The organism is Barnesiella sp. B2-R-119, from assembly GCF_023656675.1.
Lineage (GTDB): Bacteria > Bacteroidota > Bacteroidia > Bacteroidales > Barnesiellaceae > Barnesiella > Barnesiella intestinihominis.
The window spans coordinates 225,200-245,608 of the sequence record NZ_JAMOKL010000004.1 but is presented as its reverse complement, the minus strand read 5'-3'; the positions used below and the strand labels follow the sequence as shown (position 1 = coordinate 245,608).

Here is a 20,409-nt window from a genome sequence, read left to right as displayed (position 1 = left end):
AAAATGAAAGCATTTAAATATCTTTTGATTGTCGTGTTTTTATACCAGTTTGGAAACGTATATGCACAAGACACTTTGAGAATAAAGGTAATGACCTATAATATTCGTTTTGGAGAATTGGCATCGTTGGAGGAACTGGCTTCGCATATAAAGTCTTTCAATCCCGATTTCGTTGCGTTGCAGGAAATAGATTGTAAAACCGATAGAGGAGAGAGAGCTCCGCATCAAATCGGGCGTGACTATATTTCGGAATTGGCATATTTTACAAAGATGTTTGGCGTGTATGGGAAAACAATCGATTATAAGGGTGGATATTATGGTATAGGAATCCTTTCCCGATACCCTTATATCGATACGAAGAAAACTTTTTTGCCGTGGCCCAATAAAGCGCATGAACGTAGAGCTCTGTTAGAGGGTCTGTTTGAAATAGGCGAAGATACGATTTGTTTTGCATCGACACATTTGGATTATCAGTTGCCAAAGACGAGAGAAGCACAGACCGCTTTTATTACCGAGCATTTCAATGATTATCGATACCCTGTGGTTTTAGGAGGAGATTTTAATACAGCTCCTTCGTCAAAGGAAATTAAGTATAATATGTTGGAAAATTGGTTTTTGGCAACCGATTACGGTTTTACTGTTCCCGCTTGGAACCCCAAGAGAAAGATAGATTATATTTTCGCCAGACCTAAACAGGGGTGGAAAATTGTGAGAACTCAAACCGTTCAATCTGTTTTATCCGACCACTTGCCTATTGTGACAGAATTGGAGTATGTAAAATATTAATTTCTTGTTATGAAAAGGGTATTTACATTATCGATATTGATTTTGTTTATAAGTTTATGTACTGGTTCTATATCGGCTGGAACGACGAAGTTACTTTCTTATAACATTAAAGGTCATAGTATGACCTCATCGAGGTTGGCCGATATTGCTACCATTATCAATACGCAAAATCCCGATATCGTGGCTTTGCAAGAAGTCGATAACCGTTCGTTAGGTATCTTTAATCATGATTATTTGAGCGAACTGGCCGAATCTACTGGCATGCATTCGCAGTTTTTTGCTTTGGTGGGGACTTATTATGGCATAGGTATTTTATCGAAGACAGAACCTATATCGGTGAAAACCCAGTCTTTTGCCCCCTCGGATACTTCGAAAGACAAGGAGTCCCGCGGTTTTCTCATTGCCGAATTTGACAACTTCTATTTCCTTTGTACGCATTATTCTCTTAATGCCGATGACCGAGATACTGCGACAGAATGGGCTATCCGCTTTGCACGGCAAAGTGATAAGACTGTCTTTATCGCTGGCGACTTCAATGCTCAGCCTACTTATCGGGCAATGGTGACTTTCAAAGAGTATGGATTTTCGATACTGAACAATACGGCTTTATATACCTATCCGGCTAAGGACCCTACGTCGTGCATAGATATGATTATCTCTTATCGACCCGATGATTCTCTTAAATATACAACCACGGAGACGGGTGTCGTTACCGAAGAACCGGGTCTGACACTTTCAGATGTATCGGATCATTTACCTGTATTCGTTACTATCGAAGCCGAGGGGAGTGCAGTGTATGACGCTACTTCCTTGCAGGAAATAAACCTTATCAGGAGTGCCGACGGTTTTTCGCTTAGTAATCTCAAAACAACGTCTCAGGTGAATATTTATGACATATCGGGAAAATTGGTAAAGACACAAAATGTAGATAATGCAACGAATATAGTTTTACCGGAAGGTTCTCGAAATGGACTTTATGTTATTCGAGTTTCTAATGCTTATCAGAATAGCAGTTTTAAATATCTATATTAACCATTAAATTTTTAAATTATTATGAAGAAGGTTACATTTTTAACGTGTGTACTTGCATTGTGTACAAGTACGATGTTTGCACAAACTTTGGAAGTAACGACGGCCGACATGGACCCGGTAGCAGCCGGTGGGTTGGTGTATGTGATTGAACATGCCGAATCGGGCAGTGTCATCGAGTTTAATTTCGATGGAGAAGTGTTGGATTACGGTGAAGGAACCGGTATTGCCATCAAAGGAAAGACGCTAACTTTTAACGGTATCAATAAAAAGAATGGAAAACGAGTAACCATAAAAGGGTTGGAATCGTTGTTTACGGTCGGTGAAGCATCTGTGATTTCATTAAACGATCTTATCATCGATGGTTTTAAGAATATTGCTATCCGATTGAGTGGCAATTCGACACTGAACGCTAATAACTGTCAGTTTTCGAATAATTACGAACCTCTTAGCAGTAAAGTCAATAATGGCGGTGTGATGCGGGTGAGTGGTTCCAATGCTTTTTTGAAAAATTCCTTATTCCTCAAAAACAGATGCGGTGCTTCTTATGGAGGCGGTGCCGTTTGTGCTTATGGAGATTCGGAATTGCGTGTTGAAAATTGTTCTTTCGTGGAAAATGAAGGGGCTGCGGGTGGTGCCATAGGAGTAAATGCGACGGCAAAGAACCCGTCTCCCCGTGTTTATATTGCTAATTCTACATTTGCCAACAATACAGCAGACGATCGTGGTGGCGCTATTTATATGCAGACAGCGACCACTGTTGATGTTTTTTCTCCGGTTATTGTAAATTGTACATTTGTCGGTAATTTGGGAAGCAATGGTGGTGCTCTTTGCGTATGGTCAAGATCAGCCACTACTATGAAGCCTACTTTCGTGAATAATTTGTTTGCTGAAAATTATAGCAATACGTGGATGGACGACGAATCGAGATTCGATATAGTTGCCTTTTATATGGCAGGACAAGTCGATGCTAATAACCAACCTTTGCCCCAAACTGTATTACCGGTTTGCAAGAACAATTTATACGTAGCTGCTTCTGACGGATTTTTTGCCGACGGTTCGAATAAAGCCGTTAATTTCGATAGCGATGTCATTTTCGCCGCTACCGAACAAAATCCGTGGGACGGGGGAGATGTGAGCTATAATCACCAGACAAGTGTTCTTTCGGGCGATATGAAGATTGCGATGATTGCAGAAAACAGTATTGCTTCGGGTGCAGGTATCGCCGTGGTAGATGGCGTGGAGATTCCCACGGTCGATCAATTGGGTAATGCGCGTCCTGCTACTCCTTCGGTGGGAGCCGTAGAGTACTCTTCTTTGAGTGGTATCACAGGAAATGTAAAAGATGTTGTTCGCATTTGGAATAGTGGGAATATCGTTTATGCAACGGGGTTGGATAAAGCTGCTACCGCTAAGGTGTACAGTATGACCGGCGGATTGGTTTATGAAGGAATCATAGCCAATCATTCGGCTTTGGAATTGCCGATAGAAGAAGGTGTTTATTTGATCGTTGTTGATAAAGCGATACAGAAACTTATCATAAAGTGATAGATAGAGTATAGGTTCATGAAAATCGTGTCGTGAGTTGCTTCTGTTCTTACAAGAGATATTATGGAATATCGGGTCTGTAAGTGGTTCATGACACGATTTTTATTCGGTAATAGGTTTAATTAAAAAAAAATAATTCCATGAAATACCACATATCAAGTAGTTTGTTTGTGCTTTTTTGTATCGTACTGTGTGCTTGTAACTCGTCTTCGGTCGAGAAAGACGGCATAATACAACCCGCTTTTGATTTAATTGAGCGGCAAATCGGGGAGAGAGCGGCCGGTATACAGTTAAAGGAGATAGCTCCTGAGAATGGGAAAGAGACTTTCGAGGTAGAGGCTAAAAATGGTATTCTCACGTTGAGAGGCAGCAGCTCGGTGGCTATTTGTTATGCGTTCCATACTTATTTACGAGAGGCTTGCTCGGCGATGAAAACATGGAGCGGGGAGCGTATGGAGTTGCCTGAGACTTGGCCCGATTTTGTTTTGAAAAAGCAGACTACGCCGTATGAGTACCGATATTTCTTGAATGTGTGTACCTTTGGTTATACAACTCCGTATTGGGATTGGGAACGCTGGGAAAAGGAAATCGACTGGATGGCTCTGCGGGGAGTCAATATGCCGTTGGCTACCGTAGCGAGCGAGGCGATTGCCGAGCGAGTGTGGCTGAAAATGGGATTGAAAGAAGAGGATATACGGGCTTTTTTTACCGGCCCGGCACATTTGCCGTGGCATCGTATGGGGAATCTGAATGGTTGGGACGGCCCGCTTACGGACGGTTGGCAAAAGGAGCAGATAAAACTGCAACACAAGATATTAAATCGAATGCGTGAACTGGGTATGGAGCCTATTGCTCCTGCATTTGCCGGTTTTGTACCTACTGCGTTTGCCGAACGACACCCCGAGATACAATTCAAACATTTGGAATGGGGCGGATTCGATGAAAAATACAACGCTTATGTATTGCCTCCCGAGACTCCCTACTTTAAGGAGATAGGAAAACTTTTTATCGAAGAGTGGGAAAAAGAGTTTGGGAAAAATACTTACTATCTGTCGGATAGTTTCAATGAGATGAAATTGCCTGTCGCCGAGGGTGACGATGACGGGAAACACAAGTTATTGGCACAATACGGCGAATCTATATATCATTCGATTGCGGCCGGTAATCCCGATGCCGTTTGGGTAACGCAAGGCTGGACTTTCGGATATCAACACGATTTTTGGGACAAGGCTAGCTTGCAGGCTTTGCTGAGTAAGGTTCCCGACGATAAAATGATTATTATCGATTTGGGAAACGATTATCCGAAATGGGTTTGGGGTACTGAACAAACGTGGAAAAATCATGATGGTTTTTATGGAAAAAAATGGATATTCAGTTATGTGCCGAACTTTGGGGGAAAGACTCCGATGACGGGCGATTTGCAGATGTATGCGACCTCTTCGGCCGAAGCTTTGCATAGTGCGAATGCCGGTAATTTGGTCGGGTTCGGATCTGCTCCCGAAGGGCTTGAAAATAATGAGGTCGTTTATGAACTGTTGGCCGATATGGGTTGGACGGCCGATTCGATAGATTTGGATTCTTGGTTGCCCGTTTATTGTAAGGCTCGTTACGGCGGTTGCCCGGCGGCTATGGATAGTGCTTGGCTGCGGTTCAAGGAAACAGTTTATAGCTCGTTGTATTCTTACCCCCGGTTTACTTGGCAAACGGTTGTCCCGGATACCCGTCGAATCAGTAAGTTGGACGTGAGCGATTCGTTCTTGCAAGGTGTCGAACTGTTTTTGTCGTGTGCCGATAGTTTGGAATCGTCGCCGCTGTATGTGAATGATGCCATTGAATATGCTTCTTATTATTTGGCCGCCAAAGCTGATGACTGTTATAAACGGGCTTTGAAAGAAGATTCTTTGGGGAATCGGGTGGCAGCTATGCAGCAGTTGGATCGTTCGGTCGAGATTCTTTTAGATGTGGATAAGTTGTTGGCCTCGCATCCGTTGTATCGACTGGAAGAGTGGGTAGATATGGCTCGCGATTGGGGGAAAACGGATTTGGAGAAAGATGCCTATGAAGCTAATGCCAAGCGGTTGATTACGACATGGGGTGGTTTCCAAGAAGATTATGCCGCCCGGTTTTGGAGCGGGTTGATAAAGGATTATTATATTCCCCGTATGAAGTTGTATTTTTCGGAACAGCGGGCCGATTTGGACCGTTGGGAGGAAAATTGGATAAAAGCTCCGTGGCACAATACCTCTACGTCATTCGAAGATCCGTTACAAAGCGCGATTAAATTGGTCGAACGGTATAAAGGGGAATAGGTCTTATTTTATTAAATTTGGAAAGTTTTGGAGCGAGAGTGATGAAAAGGGTAATTTTGGCTTTTGATTCTTTCAAAGGATGTGCGAGTTCGCAGGAAATCGCAGCCTCTGCGCGGCAGGGGATTATCGACGTGTTTCCCGAATGTGCGGTGGTGGTAGTGCCTGTGGCCGACGGAGGTGAAGGTACGGTCGAAGCGATTTGCTCGAATATGTCCGTCGAGCGGGTATCGTGCCGTGTCCACGATCCTCTTATGAATCCGATGGAAGCGGCATACGGAATTACTTCTGATGGATCGACCGCTATATTGGAAATGGCAGCTGCAAGCGGTTTGCCTTTGATTCCGCAAGAGAAACGAAATCCTTTGCTCACGACTACATGGGGAACCGGCGAGATGATTGCCGATGCGTTGCAGCGGGGGTGTCGTCGCATTGTCATGGGTATCGGCGGCAGCGCCACTAACGACGCAGGTATCGGTTTGTTGGCGGCGTTGGGTTATCGTTTTTTGGACGAGCGGGGCGAGGAGCTTCCTCCTGTTGGCGAAAGTTTGGGGAAGATTGCTCGGGTGGACGGTTCTTCGGCTAACAAATTGTTGTGTGAAACTTCTTTTACGATAGCTTGCGATGTAAATAATCCTTTTTACGGTAGTCGCGGAGCTGCCGCTGTTTACGCTCCCCAAAAGGGTGCTTCTCCCGATGAAGTCGATTTTTTGGAAAAGGGAATGATTCATTATGCGCAAGTGATAAAGGAGACGAGGCAGATGGATATTTCGGAAATTCCGGGAGCCGGTGCGGCCGGAGGTTTGGGTGGCGGCGTGTTGCCATTCTTGAATGCCGAGTTACAATCGGGAATTGATATTGTTTTGGATATGCTCCGTTTCAGGGAGACGATACAGGGAACCGATTTGATTTTTACCGGTGAAGGGAAATTGGACAAACAGACCGGTATGGGCAAAGCATTGGGCGGAATTTTGCGTTATGCGAAAGAGGAGGCTGTCCCGGTAATTGCCATAGGCGGTTGTGTGGAGGCGTGCGAAATATTGAACGAGATGGGATTTGCCAGTATTTTTTCCATACAGACGGCTCCGGTTTCTTTGCAGGAGGCAATGGATCGGGATTTTGCTTTGAAGAATATAAGGCAGGTCGTCACACAGATTATGCGAACCATTCAAATAGGAACACATGGATAGTACGGTAGGTGCATTAATCGGATTGCTGGTGTCGATATTCTTGATAATCAAGAAAGTTTCACCGGCTTATAGCCTTATTTTGGGCGCTTTGATCGGTGGTTTGGCCGGAGGCTTCTCCTTGGAAGAAGTCGTTGTGTCGATGACCGAGGGCGTGAAAGATGTCTCTTCGGCTGTGTTGCGTATCCTGACGGCGGGGGTATTGTCGGGTGTTCTGATAAAAACAGGAGCTGCAATGACTATTTCAAATGCGATAATCAGGTTTTGGGGTGAGAAACGTGTTTATTTGGCTTTGGCGTTTGCCACGATGTTGTTGTGTGCGGTAGGCGTTTTTATCGATGTAGCGGTGATAACGGTAGCTCCGGTTGCATTGTCTATCGGTCGGAGGTTGGGGATTCCTACTCCGCAACTGCTGCTTGTGATGATAGGTGGAGGGAAAAGCGGAAATATTATTTCGCCCAATCCCAACACGATTATTGCGGCCGAGAATTTTGGAGCCGATTTGCCCTCGGTTATGTTTGCCAATATTATACCGGCCATAATAGGTTTGTTGTTTACTGTGTTCGTGATAGCCCGTTTTTTCCCGGTGAAACCTCGTAAGGTCCATACCGATGAGGAGGAGATGGGAAACGACGATGGATTACCTTCGTTATGGAGTAGTTTGGTGGCTCCCGTCGTGACTATTTTCCTGTTGGCTTTACGACCTTTGTGTGGTATCACCGTAGACCCTTTGGTAGCTCTTCCGGCAGGTGGATTGTGTGGATTGATATGTATGCGGCAATGGAAAAATGCATTGCCGAGTATCGAATTCGGTTTACAGAAAATGTCGGTGATAGCCGTGTTGTTGATCGGTACAGGGACTATTGCCGGAGTGATTAAAGATTCGACTTTGAAAGATTATATCTTGGCCATGTTGGATCATGTGAGTATGGGAAAGGATATGATTGCTCCTATTTCCGGTATTTTAATGTCTGCTGCTACGGCTTCGACTACGGCGGGAGCTACGTTGGCTTCTGCCTCTTTTGCCGATACGATTTTAGCAGTGGGCGTTTCGTCGATATGGGGTGCAGCGATGGTTAATGCCGGGTCTACCGTGCTGGATCATTTGCCTCACGGGTCGTTTTTCCATGCTACGGGAGGGGTTTGCGATTTGACGTTTAGAGACCGGTTGAAACTGATTCCTTATGAAACACTTATCGGAGCCGTGTTAACTTTATTCTCGATTATAATGTATTGGATATGTCGTTGACGAGAACTTCTAAACGGTTGGTTTCATTGGACGTGTTGAGGGGTATTACCGTTTGCAGCATGATTCTCGTCAACAATGCAGGAGCGTGCGGATATGCATATGCTCCTTTGAAACATGCGAAATGGGACGGATTTACACCGGCCGATCTTGTTTTTCCTGCCTTCATGTTTATCATGGGAGTCTCTATTTATTTGTCGCTCAATAAATCGAATTTCGATTGGCGGGTTTCGATTGCCCGAATCCTGCGGCGCACGGCATTGATTTTCGTGTCGGGTGTCGCCCTCAAATGGATTTTGGCGTTTATTGCTACCGGTGAATACAATACGCTTGAAAATTTACGGATTATGGGTGTATTGCAGCGACTGGGAATCTGTTACGGGATTGTTGCTCTTTTGGCTGTGACTGTTCGTCATCGTTTGTTCCCGACGATTATCGCCGTTTTGCTTGTCGGGTATTATTTGCTGCAACTTTTCGGGAACGGATTTGAGAAATGTGCCGGGAATATTGTCTCTATGGTCGATTATGCCGTGTTGGGAAAATCTCATATGTATTTGGGCGGAGCTCAATTCGTCGATCCCGAAGGGATATTGAGTACGATTCCGGCAATAGCTCAGGTGATGATAGGATTTCTTTGCGGAAAGGTTATCGTCGGGGAAAAAGAGATACGTTCACAAATCGTGAAGTTGGCGGTTTGGGGTACATCGATGTTCGTTGTCGGGTATCTGTGGAGCTATGCCGCTCCTTTGAACAAACGGCTGTGGTCGCCGAGTTTCGTTTTGGTAACTTGCGGTATCACCTCTCTGATTTTTGCGACACTCATTTATATTATCGACGATTCGAAGAGGACGCGCTGGTCGTTTCCGTTCTTGGTAGTAGGCATAAATCCGTTGTCGATTTATATATTCAGTGAAATTGCCGGAGGGTTATTCCGTAAACTCCAATGGACGACAATATCGTTTGAAGGGATATGGCAGCCTCTTTTCGGGAATTACGGAGGCAGTTTGGCCTATGCGCTCGCCTTTCTTATGTTTAATTGGCTCATTGCCTTTTTCTTGTACAAAAAGCATATTTATATCAAATTATAGAAAGATGAAAAAACTATTTTTTATTGCTTCGTTTTTTATGCTATTGGGAATGACGGCTTGTTCCTCGAAGGATCACGATGTGTTGGCCGTGGAACAACTTACTCACCGTTTAATCCCCCAATATGCCGATCAATTCGTGTTCGAGATAGTTCCTGAGGAGGATAGGGATTACTATTCGTTGGAAAGTAAGGACGGAAAAATCCACATTAGTGGGAATAACGCCAATTCGATGGCTGCCGGATTGAATTATTATTTGAAATATTATTGTCTGACGACTGTATCGTGGTATGCCGATATTCCGGTCGAAATGCCCGATGTGTTGCCTATGGTGGAAAAACCGGTCGTCGTAGAAGCGAAAGTGGATAATCGCTTTTTCTTGAATTATTGTACTTACGGGTATTCCATGCCTTTTTGGAAATGGAAGGACTGGGAGCGTTTTATCGATTGGATGGCGTTGAACGGAGTGAATATGCCATTAGCTATAACCGGCCAAGAGATGGTATGGTATAAAGTGTGGAAAAAAATAGGGCTGACCGATGAAGAGATTCGTTCTTATTTTACGGGCCCGGTTTATTTGCCGTGGCATCGCATGGCGAATATCGATGGCTGGAACGGGCCGTTACCCATGCAATGGTTGGAATCTCAGGCCGAGTTGCAGAAAAAGATTTTGGCTCGTGAGCGCGAATTGAACATGACGCCGGTATTGCCCGCTTTTGCAGGTCATGTGCCGGCTGCCTTGAAACGGATTCACCCCGATGCCAATATTCAATATTTGGGGAAATGGGCGGGTTTCGGCGATTCGTATCGCTGTCATTTCTTGAATCCTGAAGAGCCGCTTTTTGCAGAGATTCAAAAGAGTTTCTTGGAAGAACAGGAAAAGATGTTCGGGACAGACCATATTTATGGTGTGGATCCTTTTAACGAGGTGGATCCGCCGAGCTGGGAGCCCGAATATCTGGCACAGGTATCTTCGGATATGTATAAATCGTTGGCTGCTGCCGACCCCGATGCCGTGTGGTTGCAAATGACATGGATGTTTTATCACGATCGAAAATTGTGGACTGCACCTCGGGTGAAAGCTCTGTTGACGGGGGTTCCGTCCGATAAATTGGTTTTGTTGGATTATCATTGTGAAAATGTAGAGCTGTGGAAAAGTACGGAGAAATTTCATGGACAGCCTTATATCTGGTGTTATTTAGGAAATTTCGGAGGTAATACCACGTTGACCGGAAATGTAAAGGAGAGCGGTGACAGGCTCGATAACGCTTTGATAAATGGAGGAGACAACTTAAAAGGTATAGGTTCTACATTGGAAGGACTGGATATCAATCAGTTCCCTTATGAATATATCTTTGAGAAGGCGTGGACGATAGATGTGAATGGACAGGATTGGGTGGAGCGTTTGGCGGATAGGCACGTAGGAACCGTTTCGGAATCGGCACGCGAGGCTTGGCAGATATTGTTTGATGATGTTTTTGTACAAGTACCTCGTACATTAGGTATTTTGCCCGGATATCGGCCGAAATTGGGAGATAACTATAATACACGGACCAGTAACGAGTATGATAACGCTACATTGCTGCGGGTGTGGGAGCTTTTATTGGAAGTTCCGTCTTGCGACAGAGATGCATTCGAGATAGATGTGATTATGACCGGTCGTCAACTCTTGGGCAATTATTTTTTGGCCGTGAAAAAAGAATTTGACGGTTTTTATAAGAAACGGAATGTTCCCGGGTTGAAAGAAAAGGCTTCTGAAATGAGAGAGATACTGTCCGATTTGGAGTTGTTGAATTCTTTCCACAACCGGGCATCGTTGGATAAATGGATTGAAGATGCCCGCAGTTTGGGCGATACCGACGAATTGAAAAATTATTATGAGAAAAATGCTCGTAATTTAATAACTACATGGGGCGGTAGTTTGAACGATTATGCGAGTCGTACATGGGCCGGTCTTTTGAACGATTATTATGCCAGACGATGGGAAATTTATTTTGATGCTGTGATCGGTGCGGCGGAGAAAGGAATAGAGTTGGATAAAGATGAATTGAAGAGCCGGCTTGCGACTTTTGAGCAAGAGTGGGTAGATAGTACTACTCCTATTCAGATACACAGGGAGGGTTCGTTGTTGGATACAGCTCGTCATTTGTTGGAAAAATACGGGCCGAGGATTGAGAAATCTCTCTAAGCCGATTTCCCTATAATGTTATTCTACAAGGGGATACGACAATGCAGTCGTTATCCTCTTGTAGATTTTTTTGTTAGGGAGCATTGTAGATGTCGATATACCAGAATCCGGTGTTCTGTTTCAGATCTTGACAAGGGTATTCTTTATACGATACAGGGCCCAAGTGATAGGGAACGGGTTCTTTAAAGATAGGGCCATCAAAAACAAATGAATGATACTCTCCGTTTTCGCCGCAGATATCGACGCCGTCGGGTAAATCGTTTATAAAATCATAGTCTATCATTCTGCCGACGAAAGTTTTGTCGAGTACACTGCTGTCGACACAGGTGATTATGGCTTTGAAACCGGAGTCTATAAATTCATGTAATAGCTCTTGGGGTGAATTGTTCCATAAAGGAAAATCTGTTTTTAATCCTGCTTGTCTGCATTTTTCTTCTCTGCCGATTTTTAATTCCAGCAAATGAATATCGCCGAATAGGGCAGTGGAAATTTCCTGACTTTTGAATTTGTCTATGATTTCTTGTAAAGATATTTTGTATTTATCTTCTGAATATTCGGTATTTATATCACAGGTAACGAGCGGAATTCCTATGCTTTGAGATTGTGCTTTCAATAGGTCGAGGTTGGTTCCGTGCATGGGAATGCGGTTGTTCGTAGAGTCGATAACCGTAAGCAACGCTTTGATGTCGAATCTGTTTAACGCTCTGTATAGGGCCAAAGCCGAGTCCTTACCGCTGCTCCAATTAAAATATGCTTTTGTTTTCATGTTTGGAGCTTATTCAAAATGAACGCAACCAATCGGAAAGTTCATCATGAACGGCTTTTTTGAATCGGAACGACTCGTTATATCCCCAGCCGTGACCTCCTGTGGGATAAATATGCAATGAGACCGGTATTTGATATCGATGCAGGGCTTTGTAATAACGGAGGCTGTTTTCGACAGGGACAGCTCGGTCGTCATTGGAAAGGGCGATAAAAGCTCGTGGCGACTCTGCGTTGACGTGTTTCTCATTGGAATAGTAATCGATGAGTGCTTTGCTCGGATTCTTCCCGATGAGATTTTCTCTCGACCCGCTGTGAGTTATCGTTTCGTCCATAGAGATTACCGGATAAACGAGTATTTGGAAAGCTGGCCGTAATTCTGCCGGATAGTGGGTCGCGAAAGTAGAAGCCAAGTGTCCGCCGGCGGAAAAGCCCATAATTCCTATGTCTTCGGGGTTTATCTTCCATTTGGCAGCATGAGATTTTACGACCCGCATGGCCTCGCAAACATCGGACATGGGGACTTTGTGGTTTCCGTGCGGCATGCGGTATTTGAGGACAATGAGGGCGATGCCTTGATGTTTGAAGTAGTCGGCATAGGCATATCCTTCGTGGTCGTAGGCCAGAAGGGCATATCCTCCTCCCGGGCACATGATGACAGCTCGTCCTGTATTTTTCCCTTCGGGTAGAAAGACTTTGATCGAGGGTCGATAGATTCTGACGTTTTCGTCGTATGCTTTTCCTTCATCGTCGTTCTTTTCTAACGGCCCGTTTTCCCATAAAGCTATGTCGATGGGGCGGTTGTTTTCTGCGTAAATGTCGGTACAAGTCATAGAAGCTGCAAGAACTATAAAAATAAGACTTTTGAATTTCATGTGTATTGTTTTTAGGTGAAATATTTTGCTAAATGTCGTATAAGAGGGAGCTGTGTCGGTTTATCGGGGCTGAGCCGTGGCTTGCCTGTTTCCTCGGTTTATTGCAAAGATAATTCTTTATTGTGTGAACGGAAAAAGACGGAGAAATAAAAGTCGTATGAAAAATCTTTATTGTGGAAACAATTTGTACTTTTGCGCCCGAAATAACAGCAAGGGAATGAAAGAAAAATTAAAAGGCCATTCGGCTATGTTCACGGCAAATTTCTTATGGGGAATTATGTCGCCTATTTCCAAAGCAATCTTTTTGACTGGAACGATTTCGGCGTTTTCGCTAACCAACATGCGTATGGCCGGAGCGGCGATTCTTTTTTGGATTGCTTCTTTGTTTATGCCTCGGGAGCCGGTTACTAAACGAGATTTGCTTTTGCTTTTCGTAGCATCTTTGTTCGGGATAACATTGAATCAGGGTTTCTTTGTGTTGGGATTGTCTTATACGACGCCGATAGATGCTTCGGTCGTCGCTTCTTTGGCTCCTATTATTACCATGATATTGGCTGCATTTATCCAGAAAGAACCTATGACCGGCAAGAAGGTTGTGGGTGTATTTATGGGGCTTTCGGGAGCTTTAATGCTTATTTTGAACGGAGCGGGTACTGTTTCGGAAGGGCTTTCGGGTGGCCGGGTTATGGGAGACTTGTTTTGTTTGGTCGCTGAAATCAGTTTTGCTATTTATTATGTGGCTTTCAAGGGTTTGATAAGCCGGTATACACCTGTGACTTTGATGAAGTGGATGTTCTTGTTTTCTGCGATTTGCTGTTTGCCGCTCGGGGGAAACGATTTGTTGAGCATCCCATATTCCGATCTTAGCGGCACGATTTATCTCGATTTGTTTTTTGTCGTATTCGGTGCTACATTTTTATCTTATATGTTGGTTTCTATCGGACAAAAACGTTTGAGACCGACTATTTTAAGCATGTATAATTATACCCAGCCGATAGTCGCTTCTTTGTTGGCTGTTTGGTGGGGAATGGATAGCTTTGATTTGAAAAAGGGTTTTGCCATTCTTCTTGTTTTCTTGGGTGTTTATGTGGTGACAACCAGTAAATCGAGAGCACAAGTAGAGGCGGAAATGGCTGGACAAAATAATGCTGTCGATAAGTAATTGATTTTTAGTATATAATTGCTCTATATTATTTATAATATATCTATATTTTATTTATAAATAAAGGGCGATTTATAGAAAATCTTCGCAAAGGAATCGGGCTACCCCGTCGTGGTCGTTGTCGGGAATGATAGCCGTCGCTTGTCTTTTGATTTCTTCGGTGGCATTGGCCGGTGCATATCGGCGGTCTGCCAAGTTAAAGAGGGGTAAATCGTTGAGGTTATCGCCAAAAGCTACGACTTCCCACGGATTTATTCGGTCGATTATAAGCTGGGCTGTCGCTGCTTTGGAAACTCCTTTGGGATATATTTCCAGATTTCCATAGTCGGGAACAGCGATGTCTCGATAACAGAACACACTACAATTTCCGGCACGGGTTATTTCGGCTGCTGCTGTTTCGAGCTTGTCGAAACGGTCGATGACCAGCATGAATAGGGGAGGATTATCGGTTAGTTCGGCCGTATAGTTGTCGGTGGGTATAAAATCTTTATAAGGAGTGTTTTCCCGCTTGTATTTAAAATCCCGTTGTATATCGTTTACGAGAGGTTTGTGAAACACTTGGAGTTTATTGTTCTCGATTCGGTAAACAAAGGGGATCAAGTCTCTATTTTCGAGCACCGAGATGTAACGGAGGGCCGAGTCATCGGTGAATCCATTCGTTTGTATGTAATGTTTGTTTCGTATGTCGTAGAGTACGGCTCCATTCATGAGTACTACCGGAAGGTCGAGCTGTAATTGTTTCAGTAGGGGAACGACCGTAGCTGGTGTTCGAGCCGTAGCTATCGTAAAGAGCATACCTTTTTGTAGTAAATGGTTGATATTCTTGATAGAATGGGAGGTTACGATCGAATTACTATTGAGTAGAGTCCCGTCTAAATCGGAGATATAAAGTGTTCTGGTTGTCATAATCGGGTACTGTTTCGGGGGCGTTTTTATAATTTTCGGAATCAAGCTCTCGGATAACGGTGGTACTCCACCGTTATCCGATAAAATATCTTAGAACCATTTGATTTTTCTGAACACAATGAAGGCCAAAGCAGACAACAGCACGGAGAAACAAACGATTAAAGAGAATGCGTGCGGAAGTTCTTCGATGTGTATGTCTACGTTCATGCCATAAAAACTGGCTATCAAAGTGGGAACCATCAGAACGATGGAAAGGCTGGTCATGCGTTTCATGATGGTATTGACATTGTTCGAGATGATGGAGGCAAAAGCATCCATCGTTCCGGTTAAAATGTCGCTGTAAATGTTCACCATATTTTGGGCCTGTTTCAATTCTATCATCACGTCTTCCAAAAGTTCGGGGCTTTGGTAATCCTTCTCATTGAATATTTTGGGCAATTTTCTTATCATTACCTCATTTCCTCGGATAGACGTGTTGAAGTAGACCAGACATTTTTGCAAGTTCATCAAACGGAGAAGGTCTTCATTACGTATGCTTTGTTGTAACTCTTTTTCGGCTGTGCTGACTTCGTTATTGATTTGTTTCAGGTATTTGAGAAACCATACGGAAGAAGAGTATATCAGACGGAGAATCAGTTCATATCGGTTGGGGACATTTATTCCTTTACGTCGGGTATATTCGATGAAATCGGGGATCATGGCTGTCGAATGATAGCAGACCGAAATGATGATTTCGTTATTGGTAATAATCCCGATAGGTACGGTTGTATAGGTAATGTTGTTGTCTTTTACGAAGATGGGGATACGTAAAATAGTCAACAACCAATTTCCTTCCGAATCGATACGGGGACGTTCGTCGGTGTCGGCAATATCGTGTAAAAATGCAGCCGGTACATTCAATTCATTTTCGAGGAAATCGAAATCATCGGGTGTAGGGCATTCGACATTTACCCAGCAGTTGGGAAGCCAATTGGGTTTTTCGATAAAACCTGCTTCACAAAAGAGATACTTTCTCATTGCGTTGCTCCTTTCTTTTTTTGTATCCCGAAGGGAGCCCGCAAGATTCGACATCAAATCTCACTTACTCCCACGGGAGATGTTAATACTACTTGTGTACGTTCGTGAGTTTGAATCGTCCATGATTTATCGGTTTGATTGAACAAAAAGAGTCCGTCTTATGAACGAACTCCCGAAGCTCTTCAGGTTGGACTTGAACCAACGACCCTCTGATTAACAGTCAGATGCTCTAACCGACTGAGCTACTGAAGAATAAAAATATCAAAATTGGCTCTTCAGGTTGGACTTGAACCAACGACCCTCTGATTAACAGTCAGATGCTCTAACCGACTGAGCTACTGAAGAAGATTGCATTCGTTAAAAATGCGTTGCAAAAGTAATGGCTTATTTCCAATTATGCAATATATTTGCAAAAAAAATTTCCAGAATGAGGATAGTAGGATTGGGAAATGCTCTTACAGATGTACTTGCACGGTTACATTCCGACGAGTGTTTCGATGAGATGGGGCTGCTGAAAGGCGGTATGCAACTTATAGACGAAGAGAAGCTTTTGAGAATTATGTCGGTTTTCGAAGGGCTGGAAACCACCTTAGCATCAGGCGGGTCGGCCGCTAATGCTGTTTCGGGAGTAGCCCGTATGGGAATAGAGAGCGGATTCATCGGGAAAATAGGTCGGGATGCTTATGGCCGCTTCTTCCGGGAGGATATGGAGCGCAATGGCGTGCAGACTTTGTTGATCGAAGGAGAACAGGCTTCGGGTTGTGCCATGACGATGATAACTCCCGATGGAGAGCGGACTTTCGGTACATTCTTGGGTGCAGCGGCTACTTTGTGCGCCGAGGAGCTCTCTGCCGAAATGTTCGAAGGGTATGATATATTGCATATCGAAGGGTATTTGGTGCAAGACACTTCGTTGATTTTACGAGCCGTACAATTGGCAAAAGAGGTCGGCTTGTCTGTTTCTTTCGATATGGCGAGTTACAATGTAGTAAAAGATAATTATGCGATTATCCGTGATTTGGTGGAGAATTATGTGGATATTCTATTTGCGAACGAGGAAGAGGCATTGGCCTATACAGGCGAAGAGCCCCGTAAAGCGACAGAGATATTGTCGCGATATTGTAGGATTGCTGTTGTAAAATGTGGTGCACAAGGTTCTTTCGTAGGGTGTGAAGGCATAATTACCGAGGTCCCTGCGACACCAGAGGTTCGAGTAGATTCTACGGGAGCCGGGGATTTATATGCTTCGGGGTTTCTTTACGGTCTTTCTCAAAATTGCTCGTTGGGAGTTTGCGGTGCTATCGGTTCTTTATTGGCGGGTCGTGTGATTAAAGTAATCGGTACTAAGATGAGCGATGAGATTTGGACTGAAATAAAGTTAAAAGTATCTTCTATGGTTGCCGAAGATATTCGGCATTAGTTATCTTCGTGTGATTAAAAGAAGTGAAATGAAAAATATAAGGTTGACTTTTGCGACAGTAACGGTATTATCTTTTTGTTCGGGATTTATAAATCCGATATGGGCAGGCAAATCTGACGAGAAAAATTTCGAAATATCACGTAACCTCGATATATTCAATTCTCTTTTTAAGGAATTGAATATGTTTTATGTCGATACGATTAATGCCGAGAAGGCTATTAGCGACGGTGTAAATGCGATGTTGGCGCGTCTGGATCCTTACACCGAGTATATACCTGAGAAAGAGAAAGACGATTTTTTCTTTTCGACTACCGGAGAATATGCGGGTATCGGTTCTTTCATTATGGAGCGGGATAATGCCGTTTACATTTCGGAGCCGTATGAGGGTATGCCGGCTCAATTAGCGGGTTTGCGTCCCGGAGATAAAATCGTGATGATCGATAACGATACTGTATTGGGGTGGAAGAGTGCGAAGGTGAGCGAGCGGTTGAAAGGACCTGCGAATACGCAGTTGAAAGTTACGGTCGAACGTCCCGGTGTGAAAGACTTGCTCTCTTTCGAGTTAACTCGTAAGAAGATACAAATGCCTGCCGTACCTTATTACGATGTGGTATGCGATAGCGTGGGGTATATTTATTTGAGTAGTTTTACCGATACTTCGGCCGGGGAAGTGAAACGGGCTTTACAAGACTTGAAAAAACGGGGGATAACTTCGTTGGTACTCGATTTGCGCAGTAATGGCGGTGGTATTTTGGAGCAGGCCGTGCAGATTGTCAATTTATTTGTTCCGAAGGGGGTAGAGGTGCTTTCTACCCGGGGAAGAAATAAGAAGATGGATAAGATTTATAAAACCACTCAGGAGCCAGTCGATGTGAAAATGCCTTTGGCCGTGCTGATCGACGGAGGAACCGCATCTTCTTCGGAAATCGTGGCCGGAGCTTTACAAGACCTCGACAGGGCTGTGATTATCGGTTCACGTTCTTATGGCAAAGGATTAGTGCAATCCACACGGCCTTTGCCTTATAACGGTATGTTGAAGGTAACGATCGCTCGTTATTATATACCCAGCGGACGTTTGATACAAGCTATCGATTATTCGCATCGCAATCCCGACGGGAGCGTCGCCCGTATTCCCGATAGCCTTACCCACGAGTTCAAGACCGCTCACGGTAGGATTGTCCGTGACGGAGGCGGTATAAAACCCGATGTGGAAACTTCGATGGAAAGGCGGGGGAATATCAGCTATTATTTGATGAAAGATTTCTATTTCTTCGATTATGCGACTCGGTATGCAGCCGAGCACGATACGATTCCGGCTCCGAAAGATTTTAAATTGTCCGACGAAGAATACGAGGAATTCAAAGCTTTTGTGAAATCGAAGGATTTCAAATACGACAAACAGAGTGAACGGATATTGTCCGACTTAAAGGAGGTCGCTAAATTCGAAGGATATTTCGATGAAAACACGCAGAAGCAGTTCGAAGCGCTTGAAGCTTGTTTGAATCACGATTTGGATAGGGATTTGGAGACTTTTCACGATGAAATCGCCGAATTGCTTTCGATAGAGATTGTGAAACGGTATTATTATCAGAAAGGCGAAATTATAGAGTCGATCAAAAACGATAAAGATTTAAAGGAGGCTTGTCGTATTTTGGGCAATAAATCCCGCTATGACGAGATTTTAAATCTATCGGGAAAGCATTGACGGTTCTTGAAGGAGGATATAAAAAATGCGATGAATTTTCATCGCATTTTTTTGTATGGTAATGACTGTGTAAATTATACGTTGAATCGGAAGTGCATGATGTCGCCGTCTTGTACGACATATTCTTTTCCTTCGATGTACATTTTACCGGCCTCTTTACAAGCGTTTTCGGAACCGAGAGCGATATAGTCGTCGTATTTGATTACTTCGGCTCGGATAAAACCTTTTTCGAAATCGGTATGGATAATACCGGCACATTGGGGAGCCTTACTACCTTTCAAATAGGTCCATGCCCGTACTTCCTGAGGCCCGGCGGTAAAGTAGGTTTCGAGATTGAGCAAGCTGTAAGCCGCTCGGATCAGACGGGAAACGCCCGATTCTTCCAAGCCTATTTCTTGAAGGAACATTTGTCGTTCCTCGTAAGTTTCGAACTCGGCGATTTCCGATTCTGTTTTGGCTGCCAAGATAAGGATTTCGGCATTCTCGTCTTTAACGGCTTCGCGTACCATATCCACGTATTTGTTACCCGATACGGCACTGTTGTCGTCCACGTTGCAGACATACATTACCGGTTTGTTGGTAAGCAGGAAAAGGTCATGAGCTATTTTCTGTTCGTCTTTGGTCTCGAAAGTGACGGTACGAGCAGCTTTCCCTTGTTCGAGTGCTTCTTTGTATCGGCTTAAAACCTCGTATGTAACCTTTGCTGCTTTATCTCCTCCTGTCTGAGCCTGTTTTTGGACTTTTGAAATACGTGATTCTATGGTTTCCAAGTCTTTCAGTTGGAGCTCGAAATCGATGATTTCCTTGTCACGTACCGGGTTGACTGTTCCGTCCACGTGAGTAATGTTGTCATCGTCGAAGCAACGCAATACATGCAGGATTGCATCGGTTTCCCTGATGTTCGCCAAGAATTTATTTCCCAGACCTTCGCCTTTGCTGGCTCCTTTGACCAACCCGGCGATGTCGACAATCTCCACAGTGGTGGGGACTATTCGTTGCGGATGCACCAGTTCTGCCAGTTTGTTTAATCGTTCGTCGGGTACTGTAATGACACCTACATTAGGTTCTATGGTACAGAACGGGAAATTTGCCGATTGCGCTTTTGCGTTGGACAGACAATTGAAAAGAGTCGATTTACCCACGTTAGGTAAGCCGACTATGCCACATTGTAAACTCATTATATAATA

16 protein-coding genes and 2 tRNA genes are annotated in these 20,409 nt (G+C 44.1%); 11 read left to right on the top strand and 7 right to left on the bottom strand.

Features of this window, described 5'->3' with window-relative positions; translation table 11 throughout:
* Positions 1-3 precede the first annotated feature (3 nt).
* From NBH06_RS09360 to NBH06_RS09325, 8 genes are all read left to right on the top strand, one after another.
* Positions 4-786, top strand: coding sequence for an endonuclease/exonuclease/phosphatase family protein (locus NBH06_RS09360; RefSeq protein ID WP_155012877.1), 783 nt, complete (start codon positions 4-6; stop codon positions 784-786).
* A gap of 9 nt (positions 787-795) precedes the next feature.
* Positions 796-1,818, top strand: a complete 1,023-nt coding sequence (locus tag NBH06_RS09355) for an endonuclease/exonuclease/phosphatase family protein (RefSeq protein WP_195555071.1) — start codon at positions 796-798, stop codon at positions 1,816-1,818.
* Positions 1,819-1,839: 21 nt separating this feature from the next.
* Positions 1,840-3,363 carry a right-handed parallel beta-helix repeat-containing protein gene (locus tag NBH06_RS09350; RefSeq protein WP_250794028.1) on the top strand — a complete coding sequence of 508 codons (1,524 nt, stop codon included), beginning with the start codon at positions 1,840-1,842 and terminating at the stop codon, positions 3,361-3,363.
* 140 nt (positions 3,364-3,503) lie between these two features.
* Positions 3,504-5,672: an alpha-N-acetylglucosaminidase gene (locus NBH06_RS09345; RefSeq protein WP_250794026.1), complete on the top strand. Its 2,169-nt coding sequence runs from the start codon at positions 3,504-3,506 to the stop codon at positions 5,670-5,672.
* Positions 5,673-5,713: 41 nt separating this feature from the next.
* Positions 5,714-6,859 (top strand): glycerate kinase family protein, encoded by a 1,146-nt coding sequence (locus NBH06_RS09340; RefSeq protein ID WP_250794024.1) that lies wholly within the window; start codon positions 5,714-5,716, stop codon positions 6,857-6,859.
* A complete protein-coding gene (locus tag NBH06_RS09335) occupies positions 6,852-8,105 on the top strand; it encodes a GntP family permease (RefSeq protein WP_250794022.1) in 1,254 nt (417 codons plus the stop codon). Before NBH06_RS09340 ends, NBH06_RS09335 begins: the two co-directional genes overlap by 8 nt.
* A complete protein-coding gene (locus NBH06_RS09330) occupies positions 8,096-9,190 on the top strand; it encodes an acyltransferase family protein (protein WP_250794020.1) in 1,095 nt (364 codons plus the stop codon). Before NBH06_RS09335 ends, NBH06_RS09330 begins: the two co-directional genes overlap by 10 nt.
* A gap of 4 nt (positions 9,191-9,194) precedes the next feature.
* Complete coding sequence (locus NBH06_RS09325; protein WP_250794018.1) at positions 9,195-11,375, top strand: alpha-N-acetylglucosaminidase; 2,181 nt, start codon at positions 9,195-9,197, stop codon at positions 11,373-11,375.
* Between the two features lie 73 nt (positions 11,376-11,448).
* Here the strand turns inward: NBH06_RS09325 and NBH06_RS09320 are convergent, their stop codons facing one another.
* Together NBH06_RS09320 and NBH06_RS09315 are read right to left on the bottom strand one after the other, a co-directional pair.
* Complete coding sequence (locus NBH06_RS09320) at positions 11,449-12,141, bottom strand: Dph6-related ATP pyrophosphatase (protein ID WP_250794016.1); 693 nt, start codon at positions 12,139-12,141, stop codon at positions 11,449-11,451.
* A 13-nt stretch (positions 12,142-12,154) separates the two neighbouring features.
* Positions 12,155-13,012, bottom strand: a complete 858-nt coding sequence (locus NBH06_RS09315) for an alpha/beta hydrolase (protein WP_250794014.1) — start codon at positions 13,010-13,012, stop codon at positions 12,155-12,157.
* 217 nt (positions 13,013-13,229) lie between these two features.
* On the opposite strand from NBH06_RS09315, the gene NBH06_RS09310 reads away from it, so the two are divergent.
* The gene (locus tag NBH06_RS09310; RefSeq protein ID WP_250794012.1) at positions 13,230-14,174 is read left to right on the top strand and encodes a DMT family transporter; all 945 of its coding nucleotides are present in this window, start codon (positions 13,230-13,232) and stop codon (positions 14,172-14,174) included.
* Positions 14,175-14,246: 72 nt separating this feature from the next.
* Here NBH06_RS09310 and NBH06_RS09305 read toward each other — a convergent pair whose 3' ends face one another.
* From NBH06_RS09305 to NBH06_RS09290, 4 genes are all read right to left on the bottom strand, one after another.
* Positions 14,247-15,080: an HAD family hydrolase gene (locus tag NBH06_RS09305; RefSeq protein WP_250794010.1), complete on the bottom strand. Its 834-nt coding sequence runs from the start codon at positions 15,078-15,080 to the stop codon at positions 14,247-14,249.
* A gap of 90 nt (positions 15,081-15,170) precedes the next feature.
* Complete coding sequence (locus NBH06_RS09300) at positions 15,171-16,097, bottom strand: magnesium transporter CorA family protein (protein ID WP_155012889.1); 927 nt, start codon at positions 16,095-16,097, stop codon at positions 15,171-15,173.
* A 178-nt stretch (positions 16,098-16,275) separates the two neighbouring features.
* Positions 16,276-16,349: transfer RNA gene (locus NBH06_RS09295), tRNA-Asn, on the bottom strand.
* 16 nt (positions 16,350-16,365) lie between these two features.
* A tRNA-Asn gene (locus NBH06_RS09290) sits at positions 16,366-16,442 on the bottom strand.
* 82 nt (positions 16,443-16,524) lie between these two features.
* Between NBH06_RS09290 and NBH06_RS09285 the strand changes: the two genes are divergently transcribed.
* Together NBH06_RS09285 and NBH06_RS09280 are read left to right on the top strand one after the other, a co-directional pair.
* The gene (locus NBH06_RS09285) at positions 16,525-17,517 is read left to right on the top strand and encodes an adenosine kinase (protein ID WP_250794008.1); all 993 of its coding nucleotides are present in this window, start codon (positions 16,525-16,527) and stop codon (positions 17,515-17,517) included.
* Positions 17,518-17,545: 28 nt separating this feature from the next.
* On the top strand, positions 17,546-19,222 hold the full coding sequence (locus tag NBH06_RS09280) for a S41 family peptidase (protein ID WP_250794006.1): 1,677 nt from the start codon (positions 17,546-17,548) through the stop codon (positions 19,220-19,222).
* A 74-nt stretch (positions 19,223-19,296) separates the two neighbouring features.
* On the opposite strand, the gene ychF is transcribed toward NBH06_RS09280, so the two are convergent.
* Positions 19,297-20,400 (bottom strand): redox-regulated ATPase YchF, encoded by a 1,104-nt coding sequence (ychF, locus tag NBH06_RS09275; RefSeq protein WP_008863055.1) that lies wholly within the window; start codon positions 20,398-20,400, stop codon positions 19,297-19,299.
* Positions 20,401-20,409: the final 9 nt, after the last annotated feature.